This window comes from Chitinophaga oryzae, from assembly GCF_012516375.2.
GTDB lineage: Bacteria > Bacteroidota > Bacteroidia > Chitinophagales > Chitinophagaceae > Chitinophaga > Chitinophaga oryzae.
The window spans coordinates 1,413,212-1,437,365 of record NZ_CP051204.2; the positions used below are offsets into that span (position 1 = coordinate 1,413,212).

20 protein-coding genes are annotated in these 24,154 nt (G+C 51.4%); 13 read left to right on the forward strand and 7 right to left on the reverse strand.

The features are described 5' to 3' along the window. The first annotated feature begins 33 nt into the window (after positions 1-33). The gene (locus HF324_RS05915) at positions 34-1,425 is read left to right on the forward strand and encodes an MFS transporter (protein WP_168862099.1); all 1,392 of its coding nucleotides are present in this window, start codon (positions 34-36) and stop codon (positions 1,423-1,425) included. A gap of 2 nt (positions 1,426-1,427) precedes the next feature. Here the strand turns inward: HF324_RS05915 and HF324_RS05920 are convergent, their stop codons facing one another. The 4 genes from HF324_RS05920 to guaA form a co-directional block, all read right to left on the reverse strand. Continuing rightward, complete coding sequence (locus HF324_RS05920) at positions 1,428-3,029, reverse strand: ATP-dependent DNA ligase (RefSeq protein ID WP_168862100.1); 1,602 nt, start codon at positions 3,027-3,029, stop codon at positions 1,428-1,430. Positions 3,030-3,033: 4 nt separating this feature from the next. Next, complete coding sequence (locus tag HF324_RS05925) at positions 3,034-4,041, reverse strand: ligase-associated DNA damage response exonuclease (RefSeq protein WP_168862101.1); 1,008 nt, start codon at positions 4,039-4,041, stop codon at positions 3,034-3,036. An 86-nt stretch (positions 4,042-4,127) separates the two neighbouring features. Next, positions 4,128-5,438: an ABC transporter substrate-binding protein gene (locus HF324_RS05930; RefSeq protein ID WP_168810415.1), complete on the reverse strand. Its 1,311-nt coding sequence runs from the start codon at positions 5,436-5,438 to the stop codon at positions 4,128-4,130. A 129-nt stretch (positions 5,439-5,567) separates the two neighbouring features. Continuing rightward, positions 5,568-7,106, reverse strand: a complete 1,539-nt coding sequence (guaA, locus tag HF324_RS05935) for a glutamine-hydrolyzing GMP synthase (RefSeq protein WP_168810417.1) — start codon at positions 7,104-7,106, stop codon at positions 5,568-5,570. Between the two features lie 94 nt (positions 7,107-7,200). Between guaA and HF324_RS05940 the strand changes: the two genes are divergently transcribed. The 10 genes from HF324_RS05940 (at position 7,201) to HF324_RS05985 (ending at position 16,742) form a co-directional block, all read left to right on the forward strand. Continuing rightward, positions 7,201-7,929, forward strand: coding sequence for a head GIN domain-containing protein (locus HF324_RS05940; RefSeq protein WP_168810419.1), 729 nt, complete (start codon positions 7,201-7,203; stop codon positions 7,927-7,929). A gap of 284 nt (positions 7,930-8,213) precedes the next feature. Next, on the forward strand, positions 8,214-9,134 hold the full coding sequence (locus tag HF324_RS05945) for a dialkylrecorsinol condensing enzyme (protein ID WP_168862102.1): 921 nt from the start codon (positions 8,214-8,216) through the stop codon (positions 9,132-9,134). A 181-nt stretch (positions 9,135-9,315) separates the two neighbouring features. Continuing rightward, positions 9,316-10,452: a dialkylresorcinol biosynthesis protein DarB gene (darB, locus tag HF324_RS05950; RefSeq protein ID WP_168810423.1), complete on the forward strand. Its 1,137-nt coding sequence runs from the start codon at positions 9,316-9,318 to the stop codon at positions 10,450-10,452. A gap of 24 nt (positions 10,453-10,476) precedes the next feature. Continuing rightward, positions 10,477-10,875 carry a flexirubin biosynthesis protein DarG gene (gene DarG / locus HF324_RS05955; RefSeq protein WP_078668751.1) on the forward strand — a complete coding sequence of 133 codons (399 nt, stop codon included), beginning with the start codon at positions 10,477-10,479 and terminating at the stop codon, positions 10,873-10,875. 107 nt (positions 10,876-10,982) lie between these two features. Then, complete coding sequence (darH, locus tag HF324_RS05960; RefSeq protein WP_168810426.1) at positions 10,983-11,981, forward strand: BtrH-related acyltransferase DarH; 999 nt, start codon at positions 10,983-10,985, stop codon at positions 11,979-11,981. 93 nt (positions 11,982-12,074) lie between these two features. After that, positions 12,075-12,821 carry an ABC transporter ATP-binding protein gene (locus HF324_RS05965; protein ID WP_168810428.1) on the forward strand — a complete coding sequence of 249 codons (747 nt, stop codon included), beginning with the start codon at positions 12,075-12,077 and terminating at the stop codon, positions 12,819-12,821. A 17-nt stretch (positions 12,822-12,838) separates the two neighbouring features. Further along, the gene (locus HF324_RS05970; protein WP_168810430.1) at positions 12,839-14,131 is read left to right on the forward strand and encodes an ABC transporter permease; all 1,293 of its coding nucleotides are present in this window, start codon (positions 12,839-12,841) and stop codon (positions 14,129-14,131) included. Between the two features lie 92 nt (positions 14,132-14,223). After that, entirely contained in the window at positions 14,224-14,481 is a 258-nt protein-coding gene (locus HF324_RS05975) for a phosphopantetheine-binding protein (RefSeq protein WP_168810432.1), read from the forward strand. A 13-nt stretch (positions 14,482-14,494) separates the two neighbouring features. Continuing rightward, the gene (locus tag HF324_RS05980; protein WP_168810434.1) at positions 14,495-15,709 is read left to right on the forward strand and encodes a beta-ketoacyl-[acyl-carrier-protein] synthase family protein; all 1,215 of its coding nucleotides are present in this window, start codon (positions 14,495-14,497) and stop codon (positions 15,707-15,709) included. Beyond that, positions 15,699-16,742, forward strand: a complete 1,044-nt coding sequence (locus HF324_RS05985) for a beta-ketoacyl synthase chain length factor (protein ID WP_168862103.1) — start codon at positions 15,699-15,701, stop codon at positions 16,740-16,742. The genes HF324_RS05980 and HF324_RS05985 overlap by 11 nt, the downstream gene beginning before the upstream one ends. Before the next feature lie 304 nt (positions 16,743-17,046). On the opposite strand, the gene HF324_RS33350 is transcribed toward HF324_RS05985, so the two are convergent. The 3 genes from HF324_RS33350 to rpsT all read right to left on the reverse strand — a co-directional run bounded on the left by HF324_RS33350 (position 17,047) and on the right by rpsT (position 19,432). Further along, positions 17,047-17,298 (reverse strand): hypothetical protein, encoded by a 252-nt coding sequence (locus HF324_RS33350; RefSeq protein WP_168862104.1) that lies wholly within the window; start codon positions 17,296-17,298, stop codon positions 17,047-17,049. 60 nt (positions 17,299-17,358) lie between these two features. After that, on the reverse strand, positions 17,359-19,089 hold the full coding sequence (locus HF324_RS05995; RefSeq protein WP_168862105.1) for a M14 family metallopeptidase: 1,731 nt from the start codon (positions 19,087-19,089) through the stop codon (positions 17,359-17,361). Positions 19,090-19,177: 88 nt separating this feature from the next. Continuing rightward, entirely contained in the window at positions 19,178-19,432 is a 255-nt protein-coding gene (gene rpsT, locus HF324_RS06000) for a 30S ribosomal protein S20 (RefSeq protein WP_168810442.1), read from the reverse strand. Between the two features lie 253 nt (positions 19,433-19,685). Here rpsT and HF324_RS06005 point away from each other — a divergent pair, with 253 nt between their 5' ends. Both HF324_RS06005 and odhB read left to right on the forward strand, forming a co-directional pair. Beyond that, the gene (locus HF324_RS06005; protein ID WP_168810444.1) at positions 19,686-22,442 is read left to right on the forward strand and encodes a 2-oxoglutarate dehydrogenase E1 component; all 2,757 of its coding nucleotides are present in this window, start codon (positions 19,686-19,688) and stop codon (positions 22,440-22,442) included. A 102-nt stretch (positions 22,443-22,544) separates the two neighbouring features. Beyond that, a complete protein-coding gene (gene odhB / locus HF324_RS06010; protein ID WP_168810446.1) occupies positions 22,545-24,113 on the forward strand; it encodes a 2-oxoglutarate dehydrogenase complex dihydrolipoyllysine-residue succinyltransferase in 1,569 nt (522 codons plus the stop codon). Positions 24,114-24,154: the final 41 nt, after the last annotated feature.

A 24,154-nucleotide genomic window follows, 5' to 3' on the forward strand; every position in this document is an offset into this window, starting at 1 on the left:
CTAAAATTTTAGGTTTGTGGAGAAAATGATACTATGGAAAAGCGAATAATCCTGACCGTGGCCTGCATGGCGATTTTTTTTGAAGCATTGGACGTATCGGTGTTGAACATGGCATTGCCGGGCATGCAGACCTATTTTCATTTCGGTCCTGACGCTATCCAGTGGGTGCAGACAGTGTACGTGCTGATGTATGCGGGATTTGTACTGCTGGGAGGCCGGCTGTCTGACACGATGGGAAGACGGAAGATTTTTATCACCGGCGCTATCCTGTTTGTACTGGCTTCGCTGGGAGCGGGTTTTTCCATGTCATTTGCGTGGCTGTTGACCTGCCGCGGTCTGCAGGGGCTGGGAGTAGCGCTGGCCATACCGGCGGCGATGGCGATCATCAGTCATACTTTCACGGTGCCCGCAGAAAAGAACAGGGCGTTCGGCATCTTCGGCGCCATGGCGGGCATCGGTTTTGCCACCGGTCTTGCCATTGGTGGCCTTATCAGTGCATGGATGGGATGGCAGTGGGTTTTCTTTATCAACGTGCCGGTTATCGGCGTTGCCATTCTGCTGGCCTACCGCTTTATTCCGCATGATCAGCAGCCGGCTGTGAAACAGGACAGTAATTTGCTGAGTGGTGTATTGATTACCCTGCTGCTGATGCTGACAGCGTGGCTGATCCACGACCTGGGCCATATTGCAGCGCATCCCGCAGGTTTCGGGTTATTGCTGGTAGCGTTACTAACGGCCGGTATTTATTTTGTCAAAAGAGAACGGGTGCATGCGTCGCCGTTAGTGGACTTCGATCTTTTCCGTCTGAAAGGCGTGATTACCGGTAATATCGGCGCTACCTTACTGGGCAGTACTTTTCTGCCTTACATCTTTTTGTTGACCCTGTACCTGCAGGAAGTGCTGGGTTTCAGTTCTTCCACAGCGGGTTTGTTGTTGTTTCCTTTCAGTATCTTGTCCGGGTTGATCTCGAAGTATATGCTCCCGCACCTGTTTCACCGGCTGGGCGTAACGCGTACGGGCATTGCCGGCAGCTGCTTTATGCTGGCTGGTATCCTGTTTTTTGCATTGAGTTATTTCACGGCTTGGCACCTGCCATTTATGCTGCTGGCGGTATTATGCATCAACTCACTCGGAATGTCGATCACTTTTCCTGCTATTACGATCCTGGCCATACAGGAAGTGCCGGAAGCGCAGCATGGACTGGCTTCGGGCATTAACGGTACTTGTAACGCCATGGGCGGCGGACTGGGATTGTCGCTGGTGGGATTGATGATGCAGTTGGCAGTGGTGAATCAGTGGAACAGTTATGCCGCGGGACTGGCGGTGCTGGCATTGATTGCCACAGGCGCCATTTTGCAGCTGTACCGTTTCTGGTGGCGCCAGTCCGCTGCTACAGCGGGACAGCTGGTAAAAATACCATCGTAAGATTATGGCGTCTGTCCGCCCGCCTGCCGTAACAGGGCTTTCAGATCTTCGAGGGTGTTGATGTCCGCTACCGGTTTATCCTGCCGCCAGCGGTTGATGCGGGGAAAGCGCAGGGCTACGCCCGATTTGTGCCGGTTGGAAGCGGCAATGCCTTCAAATGCAATTTCAAATACCAGCAATGGTTCTACCGTTCTTACGGGGCCGAATTTCTCCAGCGAATGCCGTTTGACCCAGTTGTCCACCTCCGCAATTTCCTTGTCCGTCAGGCCGGAATAGGCTTTGGTAAAGGGCACCAGCTGATCGCCGTCTTTCACTGCGAACGTGTAATCCGTGTAAAGGTTGGAGCGGCGTCCGTGTCCCTTCTGTGCGTATATCATCACTGCGTCGATGGTGTACGGATCTATTTTCCACTTCCACCAGTCGCCCCGCTTGCGGCCTACCTGGTACGGCGCGCTTCTTTTTTTCAGCATCAGACCCTCGCTGACCTGCTCGCGCGACATTTCCCGTATCTGCGCCAGTTCATCCCATGTGGCGGCGGTCACTTCGGGCGATAACAGTAATGCCGGTTGTTGTTGCGCCTGGACCACCTGCGCCAGCAATGTTCTTCTTTCTATCAGTGGTTTTTCCCGGATATCGGCGCCTTCCCACTCCAGCAGGTCGTAGCTGAGGAAGGCTACCGGCGCTTCCTGCAGCTGTTTGCGGGTGACGTTTTTCCGGCCGATGCGTGTTTGCAGTGTTTGAAAGGGGAGTGGCCTGCCGTCGGCATAGGTGAGGATTTCGCCGTCTATCACGGTGCCGTCGGGGAGCGTATCGGTGAGGGGGCTGAATTCGGGGAACTTATCGGTGATCAGTTCTTCGCCGCGGGACCATACGAACAGTTGTCCTTCTCTTTTGATGATCTGGCCGCGGATGCCGTCCCACTTCCATTCCGCCTGCCAGTCTTCGATGGGGCCGAGGCCGGCGGGCGTATCTTCGAGGGCGTAAGCAAGGTAGAAGGGATAGGGGCGGGAGGCGTCTGCTCCGCTGGTGCTCTGGTGCAGGAGTGCTTCGATGGTGACGGCGGCGGGGTCCCAGGTGCCGCTGATCATGTGTGACAGCGTGGCGGCGGGGATGTCGTAGGTTTTAGCGAGTGCGTTGACCATCATTTTCTGTGACACGCCGATGCGGAAGCCGCCGGTGATGAGTTTGTTGAACACAAAACGTTCGTTGTCATCCAGGGCGTCCCAGGTTTGCAGGATGAAGGCCTGTTTTTCCGGTTCGGAGGCTTTCTCGAGCTGTTGCAGTTGCTCCAGCCAGTAATGCAGGGGATGACTGGCCGGGTGGCTGCGTGGCGGCAGCAGGAGGGCGATGGTTTCGCCGAGATCGCCTACGGTGAGGTAACATTCGTTGAACAGCCATTCGGGCAGGCCGGTAGCCTGCATGCACCATGTTTTCAGCTGTGTGCTGTTGACCGTGCGTTTGGGCCTGCGGCCGGAAAACAGCGCCAGCACCCAGGTTTTATCTTTATCCGGGGCGGTGGCGAAATACTGGCTCAGCGCCTCCAGCTTTTCGTTGGTTTTGGTGCTGTTGCTCAGCAGTCTGACGAGTTGGGCGAACTGTTGCACGGTATTATGTTTCCGGGTTAGTAATGGTTTCTTCGTCGCCATAGGCGGTGCTCACCTCCCTGGCGTCGAGGCCTTTTTCGCTGAGGTAGCGGGCAAATACGCTGCTGAAGCCGTGGGTGGCGTATATGCGTGTGGCGCCTGTGGCGGCCACCGCTTCCAGCAGTCCGTTCCAGTCTGCATGGTCGGAGAGTGCAAAGCCTGCATCGGCATTGCGTCTGCGCATATGTCCCCTTACCTGCATCCAGCCGCTGCATACGCCCAGCGAGTAAGGGTTGAAGCGGCGCATCCAGGCTGAGTCATCCGCCGAAGGCGGCGCTATGATGACTGCATTTTTAAAAGCGGTTTTAGGTGTATCGGGTGTTATTCTTTCCACGGTGGGCAACGGATAGCCCTGCGCTGTCAGCAGGTCGTTGACGTTGGTGATGGCGCCATGGCCCATGAGACGGGTGATCTTATCCTGCAGATGAAAGAGCAGGCGTTGCGCTTTGCCGAGGCTGTAAGCGGTGATGACCGATGCTTTGCCGGCCTGCTGATTTTCGTATATCCAGTTGGTGATGCGGGAAAATAGCTGCTGTTGCGGCTCCCAACGGTAGACAGGCAGTCCGAAGGTAGACTCCGTGATGAACGTATGGCAGCGTACCGGTTCAAAGGGCAGGGAAACGCCATCGGCTTCGAGCTTGTAGTCCCCGCTGGCTACCCATACTTCTCCGTTCAGCTCCACCCTTACCTGCGCGGAGCCGATCATATGGCCGGCAGGATGCAGGGAGAGCCTGACGCCATTGAAGTAGATGGTTTCGCCGTAGGGAATGCCCTGTACATTGATATCGGCGCCCAGCCGCAGTTTTAGCAGCGGAATGCTGGTTTGTTCGCAGAGATAATACTGGTTGCCCCAGCGGGCGTGGTCGGAATGCGCATGTGTAATCACGGCGCGCTGTACGGGTTTCCAGGGATCGATGTAAAAATCGCCTGCAGCGCACCAGATGCCTTTGTCGGTAAATTGAAGCAGCTCCATTACCATGAATATACAAAAAAAAGGCCATGGCTGCTGCCATGGCCGTGTTCGACTCAACAAGCTATCCGTGGACAGCTGTAAAATCTTTATTGATTCATTTTCACATCCACGCTGTCGCCTTTCTGGATGATGAAGATGTTTTTGTTTTCGAAGTAAGAAGGTGTTTGTTCGTTCTCGCGGGCGTACACCGGCTGGAAATTAAAGCGGGTGATGACCGGGGACGATGCTTCCACAGCGCCGTTGAAATATACGCCGTTGGTGTGCAGCAGCCGTACGAAGTAATAAGTAAGGTCAAAGCCTTTATACGCCATATCGGAAGGGCGCGCTTTGTAGGTCCTGCGGAAATAGTCGCTCAGATAGCGGCTGTAGGTATCAGATTTATCGTTGAAATAAGGGGAAGAGTAGAATACCTGCAGGTTTTTGAATTCCGGGTCTTTCAGCTTCAGCACATCCCAGGTAGGCATACCGAATATCTGCATCGGGTAGGTAGCGTTGGCTACGCTGAGTTTACGCAGGATGCTTTTAATGCCGCCCTCTTCGAAGGCGGTCACGATGATGACGTTTGGCCTGTCGGTGAGCAGGTATTTGGACAGTTCTTCCGGGGTGGTGCTTTCGCTCCAGATGGCTTCGCGGATCCGGGATTTTTTCGGATTGTTCATTTTGTCGTATGACGCTTTGAAATCGGCTGCGAGGCGGCTTTCGAAGGGCGTATTACGGCGGAGCAGTACAATATTTTTATTGGAGAAAGCCTCCTGTACATAGTTGTGGATGGCTTCACAGTGTGTTTTCAGGGTGCTGTTCGGGATGAACAGGAACGGATTGTCGTTGATGCCTGCATCATTGGGCAGCGTGGCGGACACGAGGTTGATTTCTTTCTTTTTAACGAAATCGCTCACCTCTTTCAGTTCCGGGTTGCTGAAGGAGCCGATGATGAGGTCGGTGGCGTCGAGTGCTTTGTTGCTGATCAGCGACGAAACATTTTGACGGCCTTTGGTGTCATACACATTGACTTTGAGGTTGTAACCCAGTTGTTGGAGGCTGTCCAGCGCCAGCTGGGCGCCTTCGTAAAATTCGAGGCCGGGCAGTACGTAGCGGGGCATGGTACGGCCGGGAATATCGTTGGAGTTGGCAAATGCGGAGTCGAGGAACAGCGGTGCAAAGAGCGCGATGTTGTAAGTTGGCTTCTTCACTTCCCGGGCGAAAGCCGGTACGTTGAAGGGGGCTGCCTTGGCAGTTTCTTTTTTGTTTTCCGGTTTCTTTTCCGGTGTGGGCTTGCTCAGGGAAGGCGGGGGACCGTCTACACGGCTGGCGCTCTTCCTGGAGGAAGAACAGGCTGTGAACAGTACCAACAGCGCCAATCCGGCCAGCAGGTTTTTAACAGATATCAATTGGTTCATAATGGGCGCTAATTTACAAAAATCATTCCGGGTTAAATTACGAATTACGAATTGAGGGCTTCCTTATGGAAAGGTTATTTAGTAACCGCTCTACCAGGAAGCCCTCAATTCGTAATTCGTAATTCAATATTATTCCCACTCGATCGTAGCAGGTGGTTTGGAGCTGATGTCGTATACCACGCGGTTGATGCCTTTTACCCGGTTGATGATGTCGTTGGACATTTTAGCCAGGAATTCGTAGGGGAGGTGTGCCCAGTCGGCGGTCATACCGTCGGTGGAAGTTACCGCCCTGAGGGCTACGGTGAATTCGTAGGTACGTTCGTCGCCCATTACGCCTACGCTTTGTACGGGGAGGAGGATGGTGCCTGCCTGCCATACTTTGTCATAGAGACCGGCTTCGCGCAGTCCTTCGATATAGATAGCGTCTGCTTCCTGGAGCATGGCTACTTTATCCGGCGTGATAGCGCCGAGGATACGGATAGCGAGACCGGGGCCGGGGAACGGGTGGCGTCCGAGGAATACGTCGCTGATACCGATTTCGCGGCCTACGCGGCGTACTTCATCTTTAAAGAGGAAGCGCAGGGGTTCTACCAGCTGCATATTCATTTTTTCAGGCAGGCCGCCCACGTTGTGGTGGGATTTGATGGTAACGGAAGGACCGTTTACGGATACAGATTCGATCACATCCGGGTAGATGGTGCCTTGTCCGAGGAAGGAGATGTCTGTCAGTTGTGCAGATTCATGCTGGAACACTTCGATGAAGAGGCGTCCGATGATTTTGCGTTTTTTCTCCGGATCGGAAACACCGTCGAGCTGGCCATAGAAGAGGTCTCTTGCATTAACGCCTTTTACGTTGAGGCCCATGTGTTTATAAGACTCGAGTACGGTTTCGTATTCATTTTTACGTAACAGGCCGTTGTCTACGAAGATGCAGAAGAGGTTTTTGCCGATGGCTTTATGGATCAGTTCAGCCGCTACGGTAGAGTCTACACCGCCGCTGAGGGCCATTACCACTCTTTTATCGCCTACCTGGGCTTTGATTTTTTCGATGGTTTCCTGTACAAAAGCCGCCGGGGTCCAGTCCTGCTGGCAGTTACAGATATGTACCAGGAAGTTGCGGATGATCTGTTTGCCTTCGAGGGAGTGGGTCACTTCCGGGTGGAACTGCAGGCCGAAGATCGGGTTGGCCGCGAGGGTAGTGCTTTTGAAGGCGGCTACCGGGATATTTTCGGTAGTAGCGATGATCTGGAAGCTTTCGGGGATACGTTTGATGGTATCGGAGTGGCTCATCCAAACCTGGCTTTTACCGGAGATGTCGTATAATAATTTTTCCTCTTTGTCATTGTGTTCCATAAAAGCGCGGCCGTATTCGCGGATGTTGCTTTTAGCCACCTCACCGCCGAAGTTTTTGGCCATCAGCTGGGCGCCGTAGCAGATACCGAGTACCGGTACTTTTTCGGCGATGGCAGCGATGTCGAGGGTGGGCGCTTTCTCGTCGTTGACGGAGAAAGGGCTGCCGGACAAAATAACGCCTTTGATGGAATCGTCCCAGGCAATTGGCTGGAGACAAGGTTTAATTTCGCAATAAACATTCAGTTCCCGGATGCTGCGCGCGATCAGCTGTGTGTATTGGGAACCGAAATCGAGGATAAGTATCTTTTCTGTCATGGTGGTGCAAAGATAAAGTCCTTCCTTCAATTTCGGATTCTGAAAATAGAAAATAGGAAATCTAGTTGTATCTTTCTCTTTATAATCTAAACTTATGCAAACCAAAATCACCCTGTGCTGCGTAGCAGTAACCCTGGCAATAGCGGGCCTTTTCAGCGCCTGTATCGGTCAAAACCGTGTAAAGGGCAGTGGCAACGTTATTAAAGAAGAGAGAAGCGCCCCGTCATTTCACAAAATAAAGGTAGAAGGCAGCATGAACGTGTTCCTGTCCCAGGGCGCGGCCAAAAAAGCCGTGATAGAGGCGGAAGACAATATTGCGCCGCTGGTGGAACTGGTGGAGGAAGGCGGCCGGCTGAAAGTGCGTTTCCGGCATAATACCAATATCTCCACGCACAAGAGCGTGAACATCTACCTGACGACGCCGGACGTGGACGAGGTGTCGCTGGCGGGTTCCGGGGATATCAAGCTGGTAGACAAATTTAACAGCAAGGAAGAAATGAAGATCAGCCTGTCCGGCTCCGGTAATATGAACGGTACCGTCAATGCGCCGGAAGTAAAAGCTTCCATCGCCGGTTCCGGTAATATGTACCTGCAGGGAGAAACCAGGAATGTCAATGTTTCCATTGCCGGCAGCGGCGATTATGTGGGCGACGGCCTGTTGTCTGAAGAAGCGGAAGTAAAAATAGCGGGCAGCGGTGATGCGAGCGTACACGCCAGCGTAAAACTGGAAGCGAAAATTGCCGGTTCCGGTGACGTGAAGTATAAGGGAAACCCGTCCGTATCCAGTTCAGTAGCGGGTTCTGGCTCTGTTAAGAAAATTTAGTTTTACAATATTTACAAATTTTTAACATTTCAAAAATCATATCGAAAGCAGTTTTGCTGTTATTTACATTGATTTTCAAAAAAATCTAAGTCCTTTTGTCCAGATACTGCCGCAGCAATAACAAGCCGGCTGAGGCAGTATCTGGCTGGGGCACAAGCCAACTGAAAATGCCTCTCCGCACCCCAAAGCTCAGCCCTGCAACTGTCAAATTATTATTAAATGACATAAATAATAGTCCTTTTTTGTATGTTTACAGTTTGGATTGTTGAACTCCTATTCCTTTTATGAACGAAAGACCGAAGGTCCTGGTGGTATATTATACCCAGACAGGCCAATTAAAAAGGATTATTGATCATGTGTTGGCGCCACTGGCAAACAGTGTGGACATTACATACGAAGAACTGGTTCCTGTACAGCCTTTCCCGTTTCCATGGGGAAAGCAGCAGTTTTACGATACGATGCCGGAAACGGTGCAGGATACGCCTCGCGGCATCCAGCCGTTGAAGGTGGATGTGAATGCACACTTCGACCTGGTATTGCTGGCCTATCAGCCCTGGTTTCTGTCTCCTTCCCAGCCGACAGCCGCCTTCCTGCAAAGTGAGGCAGCCGCCCGCCTGTTGAAAGGCAAGCCGGTGATTACGCTGCTGGGCAGCCGCAACATGTGGCTCAACGCGCAGGAGCGGGTAAAAGGTTACCTGCACCGCATGGGAGCCCACCTGGCAGGAAATATCGTACTGGTAGATAAATCACCTAACCTGGTTTCCCTGATCACCATTTTGCGTTGGGCTTTCAAAGGAAAGAAAGAAGCTACCCGCTTTTTACCGCAGGCAGGGGTCCAGGAAAATGAAATCATCACCTCCAGCCGTTTTGCCGGTCCCATTGCTACGGCGCTGGAGACGGGAAAATGGGAATCGCTGCATCCGCAACTGATGTCGCTGGACGCAGTGGAATTATTGCCTAACCTCGTACTGCTGGAAAACAACGGTATCAGCGCCTTCCGTTTCTGGGCCAAATTCATCAGCGCCAAAGGCGGTCCCGGGGCGCCGGCCCGTCAGGGCAGGGTGACGATGTACCGGACGCTCCTGCTAATAGGCATCTTTGTTCTGACACCCATCACACTGATATCTTCGTTCATCAAGCTCAACCTGAAACGGAACGAGTTGAAACGGGAGGTGGAATATTATAAAGGAATTGGTTTACGCTAACCTGCATCCGTACCGGAAATCTGCGCGGGTGGCGTGAAAATTGTAATTCCGTTTAGAGTTATTAATTTACGTCCGCTTAAAAGTATACAAAAACAAACATGTTTATCACCGCAGGAAGGCTGGCTAATAACGGTTGTCACTAGGGGATTGCATGCGGCCTTAAAAGACGAATTATTTTCAAATGAAGGAAGTTTATATTACCAGGCTATCTAAATTTTTACCTAACAAGCCTGTTGAAAATGATGAAATGGAGAGCATTCTCGGAATGGTAGACGGAAGACCTTCCCGTGCGCGGTTGAAGATTTTGGGCAACAACAAAATCAAAAACCGGTACTATTCGCTGGACAAGGACGGCAACTCCACTCATTCCAACGCTGAGATGACCGCCAACGCAGTCAGCGCATTGTTTGATGAAAAATTCCCCATCAGCAAATTACAATTACTGGCCTGCGGTACTACATCGCCTGACCAGCTGTTGCCCAACCACGCCGCCATGGTACACGGCCTGCTGAAATGCCAGCCTGTGGAGCTGATTGCTGCTACCGGGGCATGCGCGGCAGGCATGCAGGCTTTTAAATACGCCTGGATGTCTATCCGTTGCGGTAACACGGCCAATGCCGTGAGCACCGGTTCTGAAAAATTCTCCGCCTGGATGCTGGCGCAGAAGTTCCAGCCGGAAGCAGAGAACCTGAAAGCGCTGGATGAAAATCCGATCATCGCTTTTGAAAAAGACTTCCTCCGCTGGATGTTGTCTGACGGCGCCAGCGCCGCCCTTTTCCAGGACAAGCCGAATGAAGAAGGCCTGTCACTGCGCGTAGACTGGGTAGAGATCCTGTCCTACGCCAATGAGCTGGAAACATGCATGTACGCCGGTTCCATCAAAAATCCGGACGGCAGCACCAAAGGCTGGATCGACATGACGCCCGATGAATGGGCGCAGCACAGCGTATTCTCTTTCAAACAAGATACCCGCCTGTTGGGTAAAAACATAGTGCCTTCCGGCGCACAGATGTGGAAAGAACTGGTAGAAAGACATAACATCAACCTCGATGAAATTGATTTCTTCCTGCCACATTTATCTTCCGAATTTTTCCGTTTAAAGATCGATGAAGAAATCACCCGCCTGGGCGTACCTATTCCGCTGGAAAAATGGTTCACCAACCTGGCATGGGTAGGCAACGTTGGTACCGCTTCCCCTTATCTGATGCTGGAAGAGCTGATGAACACCGGCCGCTTCCGGAAAGGACAGAAGATAGTGATGATGGTGCCTGAAAGTGCGCGTTTTTCCTATGCTTATGCACACATCACTGTTGTATAGGCGTTCACTTCTAAAACTGCAGTCATGAAAAAAGACGAAGTGCCGCAGGATAGCGATAACCTGCATGAAGGCTCATTCAAACAGATTATGTATGCGGTGGACAACTCCGGTAACTACGTACAGGTGCAGAGTTCAGGGTGGGAGCCGGAAAACATTGCGCTTACGCAGGCCTGGGAAGAAGTCAATGAAAAAGTAGCAGCCGCCAAAGTGCTGGTACAGTCCGGAGAAATCAGCCCTATCGCTTATTACATGGAAAAAAACCTGATGGACCTGGCCCTGCTGGCCAACTACGTTGGGAAGTTCCAGTGGCAGGTGAAACGGCATATGAAACCGGCCGTGTTCCGGCGCCTGAGCGATAAGATGCTGCAGCGCTATGCAGATGCCTTTAAAATCAGTAAGGACGATTTACTGCATATCAAATAAATGTACTATTACGCAAAGTCGCAAAGCAACAAAGCTGCAAAGGAATTTATGTTGAATGATCTTTGCTGCTTTGTTGCTTTGCTGCTTTGCGTGCACACGCAATAATTATGAACAACCATCAATTTCGTCATACGCAGACGGCCCACTGTGAAAGCGGTGTTATCTCCAACCTGCTGGGACATCATGGCCTGAAGATCAGCGAGCCGATGGCATTTGGCATTGGCGCCGGCATCTTTTTCGCGCACCTTCCCTTTGTAAAAGTGAACGGTGTGCCGGGCACGACCTATCGTATCTGGCCAGGCGCTATTTTTCAACGGGTGTGTAAGCGGCTGGGGGTGAAAATGGAGACCGCAAAATTCTCTTCCCCGGAAAAAGGGATGGCCGCGCTGGACCGTGTAGTGGCCGACGGCACGCCGGTAGGGCTGCTTTCCAGCGTTTATTACCTGCCTTATTTCCCGCCTTCCTATCGTTTCCATTTCAATGCCCACAACCTGGTGGTATACGGCAAAAGAGACGACCAGTACCTGGTAAGTGATCCGGTGATGGACACCGTGACCGAGATAGATCCCGACAGCCTGGCGCAGGCCCGCTTTGCCAAAGGCTTTCCGGCCCCCAAAGGGAAAATGTACTACCCGGTATACGTCCCCGGAAAAGCGTCTTTCGAAAAACCAATTAAAGAAGGGATTGCACAGACCTGTCACTATATGCTGAAAATCCCTTTCCCGATGTTCGGGGTAAAGGGTATCCGTTTCCTGGCCAACCGGGTAAAAGATTATCCGCAGAAAGTGGGAGAGCGCAAATCCGCGCTTTACCTGGGCAACGTGATCCGGATGCAGGAGGAGATAGGTACCGGCGGCGCCGGCTTCCGTTTCGTATATGCTGCTTTCCTGCAGGAATCAGCGGAGTTACTGAACAAGCCCGAGCTGAGCCGCCTGGCTACAGAACTTACACAGGCCGGAGATCTTTGGCGTAATTTCGCCTTTTCGGCTGGCAGGGTATGCAAAAGCCGGTCGGCCGACAACGTGTCTTACAAAGAGCTGAGCGAAATGTTAATACAGTGTGCCGCAGCGGAAGAGGCCTTTTTCAAAAAGCTGGCGAAAATTTAGGAATTTAAATATTTTGATATTTTGACATTTGGTTATTGGAGTTGCGGAGAATCCGTAAATCCAATAACCAAATAAAAAAATAACCCAATAAGGATGGCAAGTATAGCGGTAAAGGAATTGTGTAAAACCTATAAAGGCGCGGCGGAAGCCACGCTCAAAGGATTGACGTTTGCCTTTCCGGAAGGGAAAATCGGCGGGTTGCTGGGACCTAACGGGGCCGGCAAAACGACGACCATTTCTATTTTGTGCGGCCTGGTAAGGGCTGACAGCGGGAACGTGATGATACACGGGCTGCCGCAGGACGCCGCTCACCGGGAGCAGATAAAAAAAATTATCGGCATTGTGCCGCAACAGATAGCCCTGTATCCCCAGTTGTCGGCAGTCGAAAACCTCACTTATTTCGGCAACCTGTACGGGTTTAAGGGTAAAGTGCTGTACGACCGGATCATGCATTATCTCGAAGTGTTTGGGCTGGAAAAGAGTGCACACAAAGAAATTCACAAATATTCGGGGGGCATGAAACGCCGTGCGAACATTATCGCCGCTATCCTGCATGAACCCGATTTGCTGATACTGGACGAGCCTACCGCAGGGGTGGACGTACAGTCGCGCAGCATGATCCTGCAATTCCTGCGCCGCTACAACGAGCAGGGGGCCAGTATCCTGTACACCTCCCATCTGCTGGAAGAAGCGCAGTCGCTTTGTGACGAGGTGGTGATCATGGACGAGGGTAAAATGATACTCCAGGGCAAGCCCGAACTGTTGATCAGTGCGCTGCCAGAATGCCGCAACCTGGAAGATGTTTTTTTACATTATACCGGGCATGCATTGCGGGATTAACAAAATGAAAGAAAGCTATGCTTAGATTACTGGCTACCATAAGAAAAGAATGGCAGCTGCTGTTGCGCGATAAAACGGGGCTGACACTGCTGTTTGTCATGCCGGTGGTCCTGATCACCGTGATGGCCCTGATACAGGATGCGCCTTTTAAGGATTACCAGGACGTGAAGTTCGATATCCTGACGGTAGACAACGATCACGGCCGCCTGGGCAAATATGTCCGGGAGGGGCTGGCATCAGGCGGACAGTTCAATATTATCGATACGCTGGACGGTCGGCCTGTTACCGAGCAGCAGGCCCGGGAGCTGGTCAACAACGGCCGGTATAAAATCAGCATTATCGTGCCGGCCGGCGCTACAGCGGCTATTGTGAGCAATGCCAACCGGATTGTGAACGATATCACGCAACGGATGGGCATGAGCGTGTCGCTGCCGGTAAAAAAGGGAGCCGACTCCATGAATGTGGTCATTTACTTCGACCCGGCGGCTAAAAAAGCTTTTAAAGGCGCCATTCACCAGGCGCTGGATAATTTCCTGACGCAGGTGGAAACGGACATGTTGCTGGACCGGATAAAGCAGCAGCTGCGCAACAAGGACGTACAGGCTACGCCGGAAGATACCCTGCCCATCCGTTTGCAGGCCGTGGGACTGAAGGAACATGCCACCGGCAACAGCAAACAGCTGGACGTGGTGTCTAACTCGGTGCAGCATAACGTGCCTGCCTGGAGCATTTTTGCGATGTTTTTTATCGTGATCCCAATTGCCGGTAATATGATCCGCGAGCGGGAAGACGGTAGTTTGTTGAGAATGAAGCTGATACCCGGTTCTTATCTGTTGATCCTGGCGGGAAAGATGTTGTTTTTCGTGGGTATCTGCCTGTTACAGTTTTACCTGATGATGCTCGTCGGCATTTATGCGATGCCGCTGCTGGACCTGCCCAGGCTGGCAATGGGGCACGACCAGGGCGCTACGTTGCTGGTAGCCGGCGCCATAGGACTGGCGGCCACGGCCTACGGAATACTGATCGGGACGCTTTTCAAGACACCTAACCAGGCCCTGAACTTCGGCGCTATCTCTATTGTGATCCTGTCGGCCATCGGCGGTATCTGGATACCGCTGGAAGTGATGCCGGCCAACATGCAGGTAATCGGCCGCCTGTCGCCGCTCAGCTGGGGATTGGACGCTATCAACGATATTTACCTGCGTAACGGCGATATAGGCTATGTGTGGAAGAACGTGTTGCGTCTTGTGCTGACGGGCGGGGTGATGCTGGCCGTTGCCGGATACGTGGAAAAACGAAGAATGAACTGATAAACTATTTTCTAAACAACAGTAAAACTGTATTTTTACTCCCCACAAAGGGAATCCCTGTGTACAGACGGGGATAAACCTACAACTTGATTATGGAAGATTTAAAAAGCAAACTCAAAGCGCAGATCATTGAAGCATTAAATCTGCAGGATACCAAACCGGAAGATATTGACGACAATGCTCCTTTATTTGGTGAGGGGCTTGGTCTGGACAGCATCGATTCCCTGGAGCTGATGGTGTTACTGGAAAGGCAATATCATATTAAAGTGGAAGATCCGCGCGAAGGACGCAAGATCCTGCAGTCCGTGCAATCCATGGCCGATTTTATCCAATCCAAACAGCCGGCATAAGTAAGAAGCTGATATGGCGGAAAGAGTGTTTATAACAGGGATGGGAATGATCACCGCCATAGGTGATAATGTGGCTGAAAACCTGGAACAATTGCGGCAACAACGCAGTGGCCTTGGTTATACCAGTTATATCGATACCATTTACAAACAGGTATTGCCGGTAGCGGAAGTAAAGCATCCCAACGACGCTTTGGCGGCCCTTGCCGGCATCGCTCTCCGGGAAGGATATACCCGCACAACATTGCTGGGGCTCACCGCTATGCGGGAAGCGTTGCAGCAGGCAGGCATTACCGATGTACAAACAGCCCCTACCGGTTTTATCAACGCCAGCACCGTAGGCGGCATGTGCGATACCGAAAAGGTTTATTTTGATATTGTTGATCCCGCCAAAGAAGGCACTTTCCTGCAATATATCGACACGCTTGACTGTGCGGACTGTACACAACGTATAGCTGATACCGTTGGTTTCAGCGAGCATATCGCTACGATCAGTACCGCCTGTTCATCTTCCGCCAATGCGCTGATGTTCGGCGCCCGTATGATCAAACAGGGTTTTCTGCCCCGTATGGTTTGTGGCGGTACAGAAGCGCTGACCCGTTTCACCCTGAACGGTTTCAATTCCCTGAAAAACGTGGACAAACAGTTCTGCCGGCCGTTTGACCAGCAGCGTACCGGTCTTAACCTCGGCGAAGGCGCCGCTTATCTTGTACTGGAAAGCGAATCCTTCGCAAAGGCCAACAACAGCCGTATACTGGCGGAATTCACCGGTTATTGCAATGCCAACGAAGCGTTTCACCCTACGTCACCGTCACCGGAAGGCGATGGCGCCTATGAGGCGATGAAAGCCGCGCTGGCCATGAGTGGCAGAACACTGAAAGATGTGGACTATATTAATGTGCATGGTACTGCCACGCTCAACAACGACGTGTCGGAAGGGAAGGCACTGGAACGGCTGTTCGGCAACGATGTGCCGTTGTTCAGTTCCACCAAACCTTTCACCGGGCATACGCTGGCGGCGGCGGGCGCTATTGAGGCCATCTACGCTGTGCTGGCCATACAGCAGGGACTGATATTCCCTAATCTCAATTTTACAGAAAAGATGGAAGAGCTGAATATCACGCCGGTAACGGCGCTGATGGAGGGCGTTTCCGTGAACAATGTTATTTCAAACTCATTCGGCTTCGGAGGTAACAACGCCTCCCTGGTGATCAGCAAATATGAAGGTTAAGTGTTACATACAAGGAATGGCGGCTATCTCCCCGCAATCTACTTTTGAGGGGGATGTTTTTTCTGCGCCGCTGGTGCATACGGACAGTAACCTGCTTACCTGTATGGAACCTGATTACAAGCCGTTCATTCCTGCCAACAGCCTGCGCCGCATGACGCGGGTGCTGAAGATAGGGCTGACCACCGCGCTGCAAAGCATCCGTGACAGCGGCGTGGAAGCTATCGGTCCCATCGTGACCGGCACCGGCAAAGGCAGCCTGCAGGACACCGAAAAGTTCATCCGGGAAATAGAACAATACAAGGAAACAGCCCTGAACCCCACGCCTTTTATTCAATCTACGTACAACTCTGTCAACGGTCTCATTGCCTTACAGGTAAAAGGGACCGCCTACAATAATACCTTCGTGCACCGGGGCTTCTCTTTTGAAAACGCTTTGCTCGACAGCATGATGCTGCTGGCAGAAGGCGCTTCCAATACGCTGACAGGCGCTTTCGAGGAGATGACCGCAGAACATTTCTACATCAAGAGCCGCATCGGTTTCTGGAAGGCAGCGGCCACAGACAGCCGGCAGCTTTATGAGCAGCTGTCGCCCGGTAGTATTGCCGGTGAAGGCGCTACTTTTTTTGTGCTGACAGGAACGCCTACCTCCCAAAGCAAAGCGGCGTTGACCGGCTTCAAAATGCTTTACAAACCAACGGCGGAAAAGGTAGCCGCGGGTTTGTCGGCGTTTAAAGAAGGGATCGACCTGGTGCTGACCGGCCGCAACGGCGACAGTCGTTACGAGCATTTTTACCAGCAGGCAGATGTCCTGTTTCCCGGCGTGCCACAGTTGCCCTTCAAACATCTCTGTGGTGAACATGACACTGCCGGCGCTTTTGGTATGTGGCTGGGGGCGCAGATATTGCACCGCCAACAAATCCCGGCCGGGTGGTTCCCGATGTTAAAGGATATTCCGGCTACTGCCGGCAGGATATTGCTGTACAATCACTTTTACGGGGAACAGCACACCATGATGGTGCTGGAGCGGGTATAGCTTCCTCTTTCTCCATTCATCTGCATAAAATATTCCGCGCTTTCCTGCATCAGGAAGGTGATCCTGTATGGGCGCCGGTTAGTTGGCCGGCCTGGTTCGTCAACGCTACTATTTCATGTTTTGACACTTTTGTATTTAAATAAAAAATATATTTAAAATGACTGCACCCGAATGGAGTATTGGGCTGTCTTTAGAGAGAAGGTATTGAATGAATGAAAAATATAATTTGACAAAATCTCTTCTTTTTAGCGCTTAGTGCACATTTTCAGTGAAATTTTGATTGTTTATTTTAAATATTAAATTGTTAAATATGATTAGCAGAATGTTTCAGGGCCTTAATGTGATTGCCTTTCTGGCGGTTATGCTGAGTTATGTGGCCATCATCAATCATTGGGAGGATGTTAATCTGTACCTGAGGATCGGCATTGTTGCCTACTGCATTTTGATTATCAGCACGGGTATTTTCATGCTGCAACTGATCGTTAAAAGAGCGGAGTAATGCTTTCAAACGAGCGGCTGCTTCATTGAGAGCATTGAGGAGGAAGTTCTGCTTCAAAAGAAAAGGAGATACAGTTTTCGGCTGTATCTCCTTTTCTTTTGAAGCAGTTATGATGAACTACAACACCCTGTACACGGGATACCGCAGGTATTCCGGTTCTGCATAGGGTGAGTTTTTATAAATAAAGTTTAGTTGTGCATTGGCGCTGTTGGCGAACGCGGTGTCCGTAGCTTTTTTCTTGTCCAGTAATGTCTTTAGCTCCGGATGACTTTTCAGATATTCAGCGGCGGTGTCTTCAAAAACATATGGAGAGTATCCTTCCTTCTGGCCGAGGATGGCGTCGAAGAAATTCCAGGCGAAGAACGAGTCACCGCCGGTGGGCTCCAGCGTTTCCATGAGGAAGCGGTTGGCCGTCTGGTTCATGGGAATGTAGTAGTCGCCGGCGCGGAAGCGGATAGAGTCTTTGCTGCTGTTGACTTTGATGTCTGTATGCAGATAGTGTTTCTCGTAGGGCCTTGGATAGGTTTTGAAATCGCCGATATGATACACCTCTGCATAGATGGTAGTGTCTTTGGGCAGGCGTTTCAGCTGTACGCGGTTGTTTTTCAGCTGGTCGATGACTGCCCACCAGCCTTGCGGGATGATGTAGGCTTGTGGTTTGTCCACATAGTTTTCCGCGTTGGCGTAGTTGTAGAACTTTACCTTTTTTTCATAGGGCCTGCTGCGGTCATAGTAGAGGCGCGGCAGTCCGGAGATGGCGCTGGGCTTATGGCCGGAGGCAAAGCCTTTGAAGGTGATGAGGCTGTATTTGTTCATATCAAACTTCCACGCGAGCGGAAAACTTTTTTGCGTAATGACGCTTTGTTTGGTTTGATCGCGGAGTTGTTTGATAGTAGCGCTGTGTTCGCTGGTGAACTGTATAAAGGCTTCCATCAGGGCGTAGGTTGCTTTTACGCGCTGGGGATAAGGTTTGAGCATATGTGTTTCCGGTACAAACCCGAAAGTATGGAAGAGGGTAGTGTATCCGGAGGAGTAGCGGGGGAGGTCGGAGAATTCTACCCAGCCGCTGTCGGGTGTTTCGTCGAAGTGATTGACATAAGGGACAAGGTCGTAGCCTTTAGCTTTCATTAGTCGGTACAGGCCGGGTTCGAACGTGTTGTGCATGAATTCGCCCATGGGACCACCCAGTTTATTGTACTGGGTGGAGAGGAGGGTGATGATATGCTGATAATCGGCGCCGTTGCTGACATGGTTGTCAATAAATACGTCGGGGTCGGTAAGGTGGTATATTTCCTGGAAGGCACGGGCATTTTTGGAGTCAGTTTTAATGAAATCGCGGTTTAAGTCGAGATTTTGGCCATTTCCACGGGAGCCGAAGGCGTCCGGACCGTCCTGGTCCACCCGGTAGTACGGCGAACGGTTGAGTGCGCCACCAATATTATAAACAGGGATGACCGCGAGGACGATATTGTCCGGCAGTTTGGTTTTGCCCTGGGCGATATCGCGGAGCAGCATCATGGAAGCGTCTATACCATCCGGTTCACCGGGATGTATACCATTGTTAATCAGTAAGATGCGCTTGTTTTTACGATGGAGGCTGCTGAAATCGAAATCTTTTGTGGGCGAGCAGATGACCAGGTGGAGGGGGAAACCGGCGTCGGTAGCGCCTACGGTGATCATTTTCAGCAGTTGTGGATAACGGGCGGCCAGCTGCTGATAGTATTGGATGACCTCCGGATAGGTGGCTGTTTCGCGGCCTGCTGTTTTTTCATAGCGGGTCATGAAGTTTTGGGCAGACGAGGAGGCCCATACCAGCACGAGGGCTATGATAGTGCATAGTTTTCTCATAAGTAGCATAAAGTATAAAAGCGACTGGAAAAACAAAAAGCCCTTCCCCTGTTAAGGAAGAGCTGTAAATATTTGTTACCGGAAAGGACTAAGCCAGGGTAGCTATTTTCTTAGCCAGCTTGCTTTTCAGGTTTGCAGCTTTGTTCTTGTGAATAACGTTACGTTTAGCCAGCTTGTCAATCATAGATGCCACATCAGATAATTCTTTCTCCGCTTGCGCTTTGTCAGTTATCGCCTTCAGGTCACGGATGGCATTACGGGTAGTTTTACCGTAGTAACGGTTACGCTCATTACGCTTTCTGCTTTGACGTACGTCTTTTTTCGTTGCTTTATGATTTGCCATTTTTCAAATTTCAAGTTTCGGACGGCAAAGGTAAGGATATTCCAAATACCAAACAAACAAAAAACAAGTTTTCCGTCCGGAGGTAAAAGTAAAGCATTCCACCATATTTACAATCAACCTAAATCATATGATATTTTCTCATTTTTTCCATCCTCTGTATTGAAAAACGTGCGATATTTGCAATCCCATATATTAATATATCGGGCACCAACAGAAAAGTATTTGAACTGAAGATCAGCAAAACTCGTTGTAAATGAAGGACTTCTCATTTGTCACTAACTCACATCCTGCTTACATTGAATCGTTATACCAGGATTTCCTCAAAGATCCCAATTCTGTAGACCCTGATTGGGTGAAATTTTTTGAAGGATTTGATTTTGCGGTTTCCAACGTAAATGGTAAAGCGGCAGGAGCGGCTCCGGCAGCAGGCGGCAACGCAGTGCCGGTGAGTGGTGATCAACAGGCCAAGGAACTGGGCGTGTACCGCCTGATCCAGGCATACCGCAAAAAGGGCCATCTCATTGCTAAAACCAATCCTATCCGTGAAAGAAAGGACAGAAGGGCCAATCTCGACCTGGCCAGCTACGGACTGGGAGATGCTGATCTCAAAACCCGGTTCTATGCAGGTATTGTAGTTGGACTGAAAGATGCCACACTGGAAGAAATTGTGGCCCATATGAAGAAGATTTACGCCGGTTCTGTTGGTATTCAGTATACCTATATCAATGACCGCGATAAATCCAAATGGCTGGAGAAAGAGTTTGAGGCGATTATGACCCAGCCGCTGTCGCTGGAACAACGCCGCCGGGTGTTGCAGAAACTGAACCAGGGCGTTATTTTCGAAAAATTCCTGCATACCAAATATATCGGTCAGAAACGTTTTGGCCTGGAAGGGGGCGAATCCACCATTCCGGCGCTGGACGCGATGATCAATGTGGCCGCTGAATATGGCGTAAAAGAATCTGTGATCGGGATGGCGCACCGCGGCCGTCTGAGCGTACTGGCCAACATTCTCGGTAAAACCTACGAACAGATCTTCAATGAATTTGAGGGACTGGCTGTTCCGGATATGACCATGGGCAGCGGCGACGTGAAGTACCATCTCGGTTTCCGTTCCCAGGTGACCACGCCTTCCGGCAATACGGTCAACCTGCAGCTGATGCCGAACCCATCTCACCTGGAAGTGGTAGACCCGATCGTGATCGGTTTCTCCCGCAGCAAGGCAGATGTGATCTATGACAGCGACTATGATAAAATATTGCCTATCCTGATCCATGGCGACGCCGCCGTGGCTGGCCAGGGTATCGTTTATGAAGTGGAGCAGATGAGCAAACTGAAAGGTTACTACACGGGTGGTACCATTCACTTTGTGATCAACAACCAGATCGGCTTTACCACCGATTTTGACGACGCCCGCTCTTCTGACTACTGTACCAGCGTTGCTTCCATCGTGCAGGCGCCGGTATTCCACGTCAATGGCGACGATACCGAAGCCGTGGTGAAAGTATCCCAGCTGGCAGCCCGCTACCGTCAGGAATTTAACGAGGACATCTACATCGACATGGTTTGTTACCGCAAACATGGCCACAACGAAGGTGATGAGCCTAAATTTACCCAACCCAGCCTGTATGCGCTGATCGATAAACATCCGAATCCGCGTGAAGTATATACCCAGTACCTGCTCAACAACGGTGAGTCCGATGCACAGGCGCTGGCCAAAGAAATGGAGACTGCTTTCTGGGGTGACCTGCAGGCCCGTCTGGATGAAGTAAAACAACATCCGCTGCCTTACTCCAACCAGAAACCGGAAGAATGGTGGCAGGCGCTGCGTAAAGCGACGCCGCAGGATTTCGAAAGCTCCCCGGTAACCGCCATCAAGGAAGAAGACTTCAAACACCTGTTCGACGCCCTGATGAAGTGGCCGGAAAAGTTTGTGCCGCTGCGTAAAGTGAGCAAACTGCTGCAGGACAAAATCAAACTGTACCAGGAAGAAGGTAAAGTAGACTGGGCTACCGGCGAACTGCTGGCTTACGCCAGCCTGCTCATCGAAGGTAAGGACGTGCGTATGAGCGGAGAAGACGTGAAACGCGGTACTTTCTCCCACCGTCATGCTGTGCTGTTTGATGAGAACACCAACGAGACTTATAACCGTTTAAGCGAACTTGCCGAAAAACAAGGCAAGTTCAGAATATACAACTCCCTGCTGAGCGAATACGGCGTACTGGGCTTTGAATATGGTTATGCCATGGCCAACCCCAACGCGCTGGTCATCTGGGAAGCGCAGTATGGCGACTTCGTGAACGGAGCGCAGACTGTGATTGACCAGTATATCAGCAGTGCCGAGCAGAAATGGACTACCCAGAACGGCCTGGTAATGCTGCTGCCTCATGGTTATGAAGGCGGCGGACCGGACCACTCCAATGCCCGTCCGGAGCGTTTCCTGCAGACCTGTGCGGAAGAAAACATGGTGATCACCAACATCACTACTGCAGCTAACTTCTTCCATGCGCTGCGCCGTCAGTTGACCTGGCAGTTCCGCAAACCGCTGATCAACTTCTCTCCCAAGGCGAACCTGCGGCATACCGGAGCTTATTCCACCATGGAAGAATTCACCCAGGGCGGGTTTAAGGAAGTGCTGGACGATCCGTTCGTTACCGACGCTTCCCTGGTGAAAAAAGTGTTGCTCTGTACCGGTAAGATGTATTTTGACCTGAGCGACAAACAAATCAAGGAAGACCGTAAAGATGTGGCTATTGTAAGGCTGGAACAGCTGTATCCGCTGCCTGTAAAACAGCTGGAAGCCATTGCGCAGAAATACAAAGGCGCTACTTTCTTCTGGGTACAGGAAGAGCCGCTGAACATGGGCGCTGCAGGGTATCTGCAGATGAACCTGAAGCAGATCAACTATGGTGTTATCAGCCGTAATCCAAGTGCGTCTACCGCTACCGGCTATGCGAAAGTGCATGCCCGTGAGCAGCAGCAGATCATCGATACAGCTTTTAACATCTAACTAAAACAGCAAACAATAAACAGAAACGAGTGTTCAGCTGTTAGCCATTAGCGACGAAGATTGTCAACAGCTAAACACTGGTTCACCATCAACTGATAAAATATGGTTATCGAAATCAAAGTCCCTACGGTAGGAGAATCTATTAGCGAGGTAACAATTGCAAAGTGGTTGAAAAAAGACGGAGATTATGTGCAGCAGGACGAGGTGTTGTGTGAAATGGAATCAGAGAAGGCCACCTTTGAACTGAATGCAGAAAAAGCAGGTATTCTGAAAATTGCAGCACAGGAAGGAGCCACGCTGAAGATTGGTGATGTGGCCTGTACTATTGATACAGCTGCAGCAGCACCTGCACAGGCGGCGGCGCCCGCGGCACCGGCAGCGCCGGCAGAAGCAGCTGCTCCGGCAGCGGCAGCTGAAGCGCCCGCAGCACCGGCTGTCAACAAAGGGGTCATTGAAATGAAAGTACCTACAGTAGGTGAGTCTATCAGCGAAGTAACCCTGGTGAAGTGGACCAAAAAAGAAGGCGATTATGTAGAGCGGGATGAAGTGCTGTGCGAACTGGAGTCAGAGAAAGCCACTTTCGAACTGAATGCTGAAGAAGCCGGTGTACTGACGCTGGTAGCCAAAGAAGGCGATACTTTAAAAATAGGCGACGTAGCCTGCAAAATAGATACCGGCGCTCCGCGCCCGGCAGGTAAAGCGGCTCCGGCAGCAGCCCCTGCGGCGCAACCGGCGAAAGCAGCAGCACCACAGGCTCAACAGGCCCCGGTGACCAGCATCCCGAATGATATCCGCACTACGCCCGTAGCGGCTGCAGTGATTGCCGACAAACAGGTAGACCCGGCCACCATCAAAGGTTCCGGCGCCCACGGCAAAATCATGAAGGATGATGTGTATGCCGCTCTGCAGAACCCCGGCGTAGCTATCGGCCAGGAAATGTTCTCCCGCAACGAACGTCGCGAGAAAATGAGCAACCTGCGTAAAACCGTTTCCCGTCGCCTGGTGGAAGCTAAAAACACCACCGCTATGCTGACTACCTTCAACGAGGTAGACATGACCAACATCATGGCGCTGCGTGCCAAATACAAAGACATCTTTAAAAAGCAGCATGAGGTGAACCTCGGCTTTATGAGCTTCTTCACCAAAGCCTGCTGCTTCGCCTTACAGGAGTTCCCTTCCGTGAACGCCTATATCGACGGTGAAGAACTGGTGTACCACGATTACTGCGACGTTTCCATCGCGGTATCTGCTCCTAAAGGGCTGGTAGTGCCGGTGATCCGCAATGCAGAAAGCCTGGACATGGCCGGCATCGAAAAAGCCGTGCTGGAACTGGCTACCAAAGCCCGTGAGAACAAGCTGACCATCCCGGAAATGACCGGCGGTACGTTCACCATCACCAACGGTGGCGTATTCGGCTCCCTGATGAGCACACCGATCATCAACATTCCGCAGTCTGCTATCCTTGGTATGCACAAGATACAGGACCGCCCGATGGCCGTTAACGGTCAGGTAGTGATCCGTCCGATGATGTACATCGCGCTGAGCTACGACCACCGTATCATCGATGGCCGCGAGTCTGTAAGCTTCCTCGTACGAGTGAAAGAGATGCTGGAAAATCCTGAACAACTGCTGTTCGGTAAAGATCCGCTGAAAGCGCTGCTGAAACTCTAAATTAACAGCTTTAAAAATATAACGGGGCGAAGAGCAATCTT

Bases quoted from the DNA above. Each gene is read 5' to 3' on its own strand.
- HF324_RS05915 (WP_168862099.1), top strand. From the start codon at position 34: ATGGAAAAGCGAATAATCCTGACCGTGGCCTGCATGGCGATTTTTTTT.
- HF324_RS05925 (WP_168862101.1), bottom strand. From the start codon at position 4,041: ATGGAGCTGCTTCAATTTACCGACAAAGGCATCTGGTGCGCTGCAGGC.
- HF324_RS05930 (WP_168810415.1), bottom strand. From the start codon at position 5,438: ATGAACCAATTGATATCTGTTAAAAACCTGCTGGCCGGATTGGCGCTG.
- guaA (WP_168810417.1), bottom strand. From the start codon at position 7,106: ATGACAGAAAAGATACTTATCCTCGATTTCGGTTCCCAATACACACAG.
- HF324_RS05940 (WP_168810419.1), top strand. From the start codon at position 7,201: ATGCAAACCAAAATCACCCTGTGCTGCGTAGCAGTAACCCTGGCAATA.
- HF324_RS05945 (WP_168862102.1), top strand. From the start codon at position 8,214: ATGAACGAAAGACCGAAGGTCCTGGTGGTATATTATACCCAGACAGGC.
- darB (WP_168810423.1), top strand. From the start codon at position 9,316: ATGAAGGAAGTTTATATTACCAGGCTATCTAAATTTTTACCTAACAAG.
- DarG (WP_078668751.1), top strand. From the start codon at position 10,477: ATGAAAAAAGACGAAGTGCCGCAGGATAGCGATAACCTGCATGAAGGC.
- darH (WP_168810426.1), top strand. From the start codon at position 10,983: ATGAACAACCATCAATTTCGTCATACGCAGACGGCCCACTGTGAAAGC.
- HF324_RS05965 (WP_168810428.1), top strand. From the start codon at position 12,075: ATGGCAAGTATAGCGGTAAAGGAATTGTGTAAAACCTATAAAGGCGCG.
- HF324_RS05970 (WP_168810430.1), top strand. From the start codon at position 12,839: ATGCTTAGATTACTGGCTACCATAAGAAAAGAATGGCAGCTGCTGTTG.
- HF324_RS05975 (WP_168810432.1), top strand. From the start codon at position 14,224: ATGGAAGATTTAAAAAGCAAACTCAAAGCGCAGATCATTGAAGCATTA.
- HF324_RS05980 (WP_168810434.1), top strand. From the start codon at position 14,495: ATGGCGGAAAGAGTGTTTATAACAGGGATGGGAATGATCACCGCCATA.
- HF324_RS05985 (WP_168862103.1), top strand. From the start codon at position 15,699: ATGAAGGTTAAGTGTTACATACAAGGAATGGCGGCTATCTCCCCGCAA.
- HF324_RS05995 (WP_168862105.1), bottom strand. From the start codon at position 19,089: ATGAGAAAACTATGCACTATCATAGCCCTCGTGCTGGTATGGGCCTCC.
- rpsT (WP_168810442.1), bottom strand. From the start codon at position 19,432: ATGGCAAATCATAAAGCAACGAAAAAAGACGTACGTCAAAGCAGAAAG.
- HF324_RS06005 (WP_168810444.1), top strand. From the start codon at position 19,686: ATGAAGGACTTCTCATTTGTCACTAACTCACATCCTGCTTACATTGAA.
- odhB (WP_168810446.1), top strand. From the start codon at position 22,545: ATGGTTATCGAAATCAAAGTCCCTACGGTAGGAGAATCTATTAGCGAG.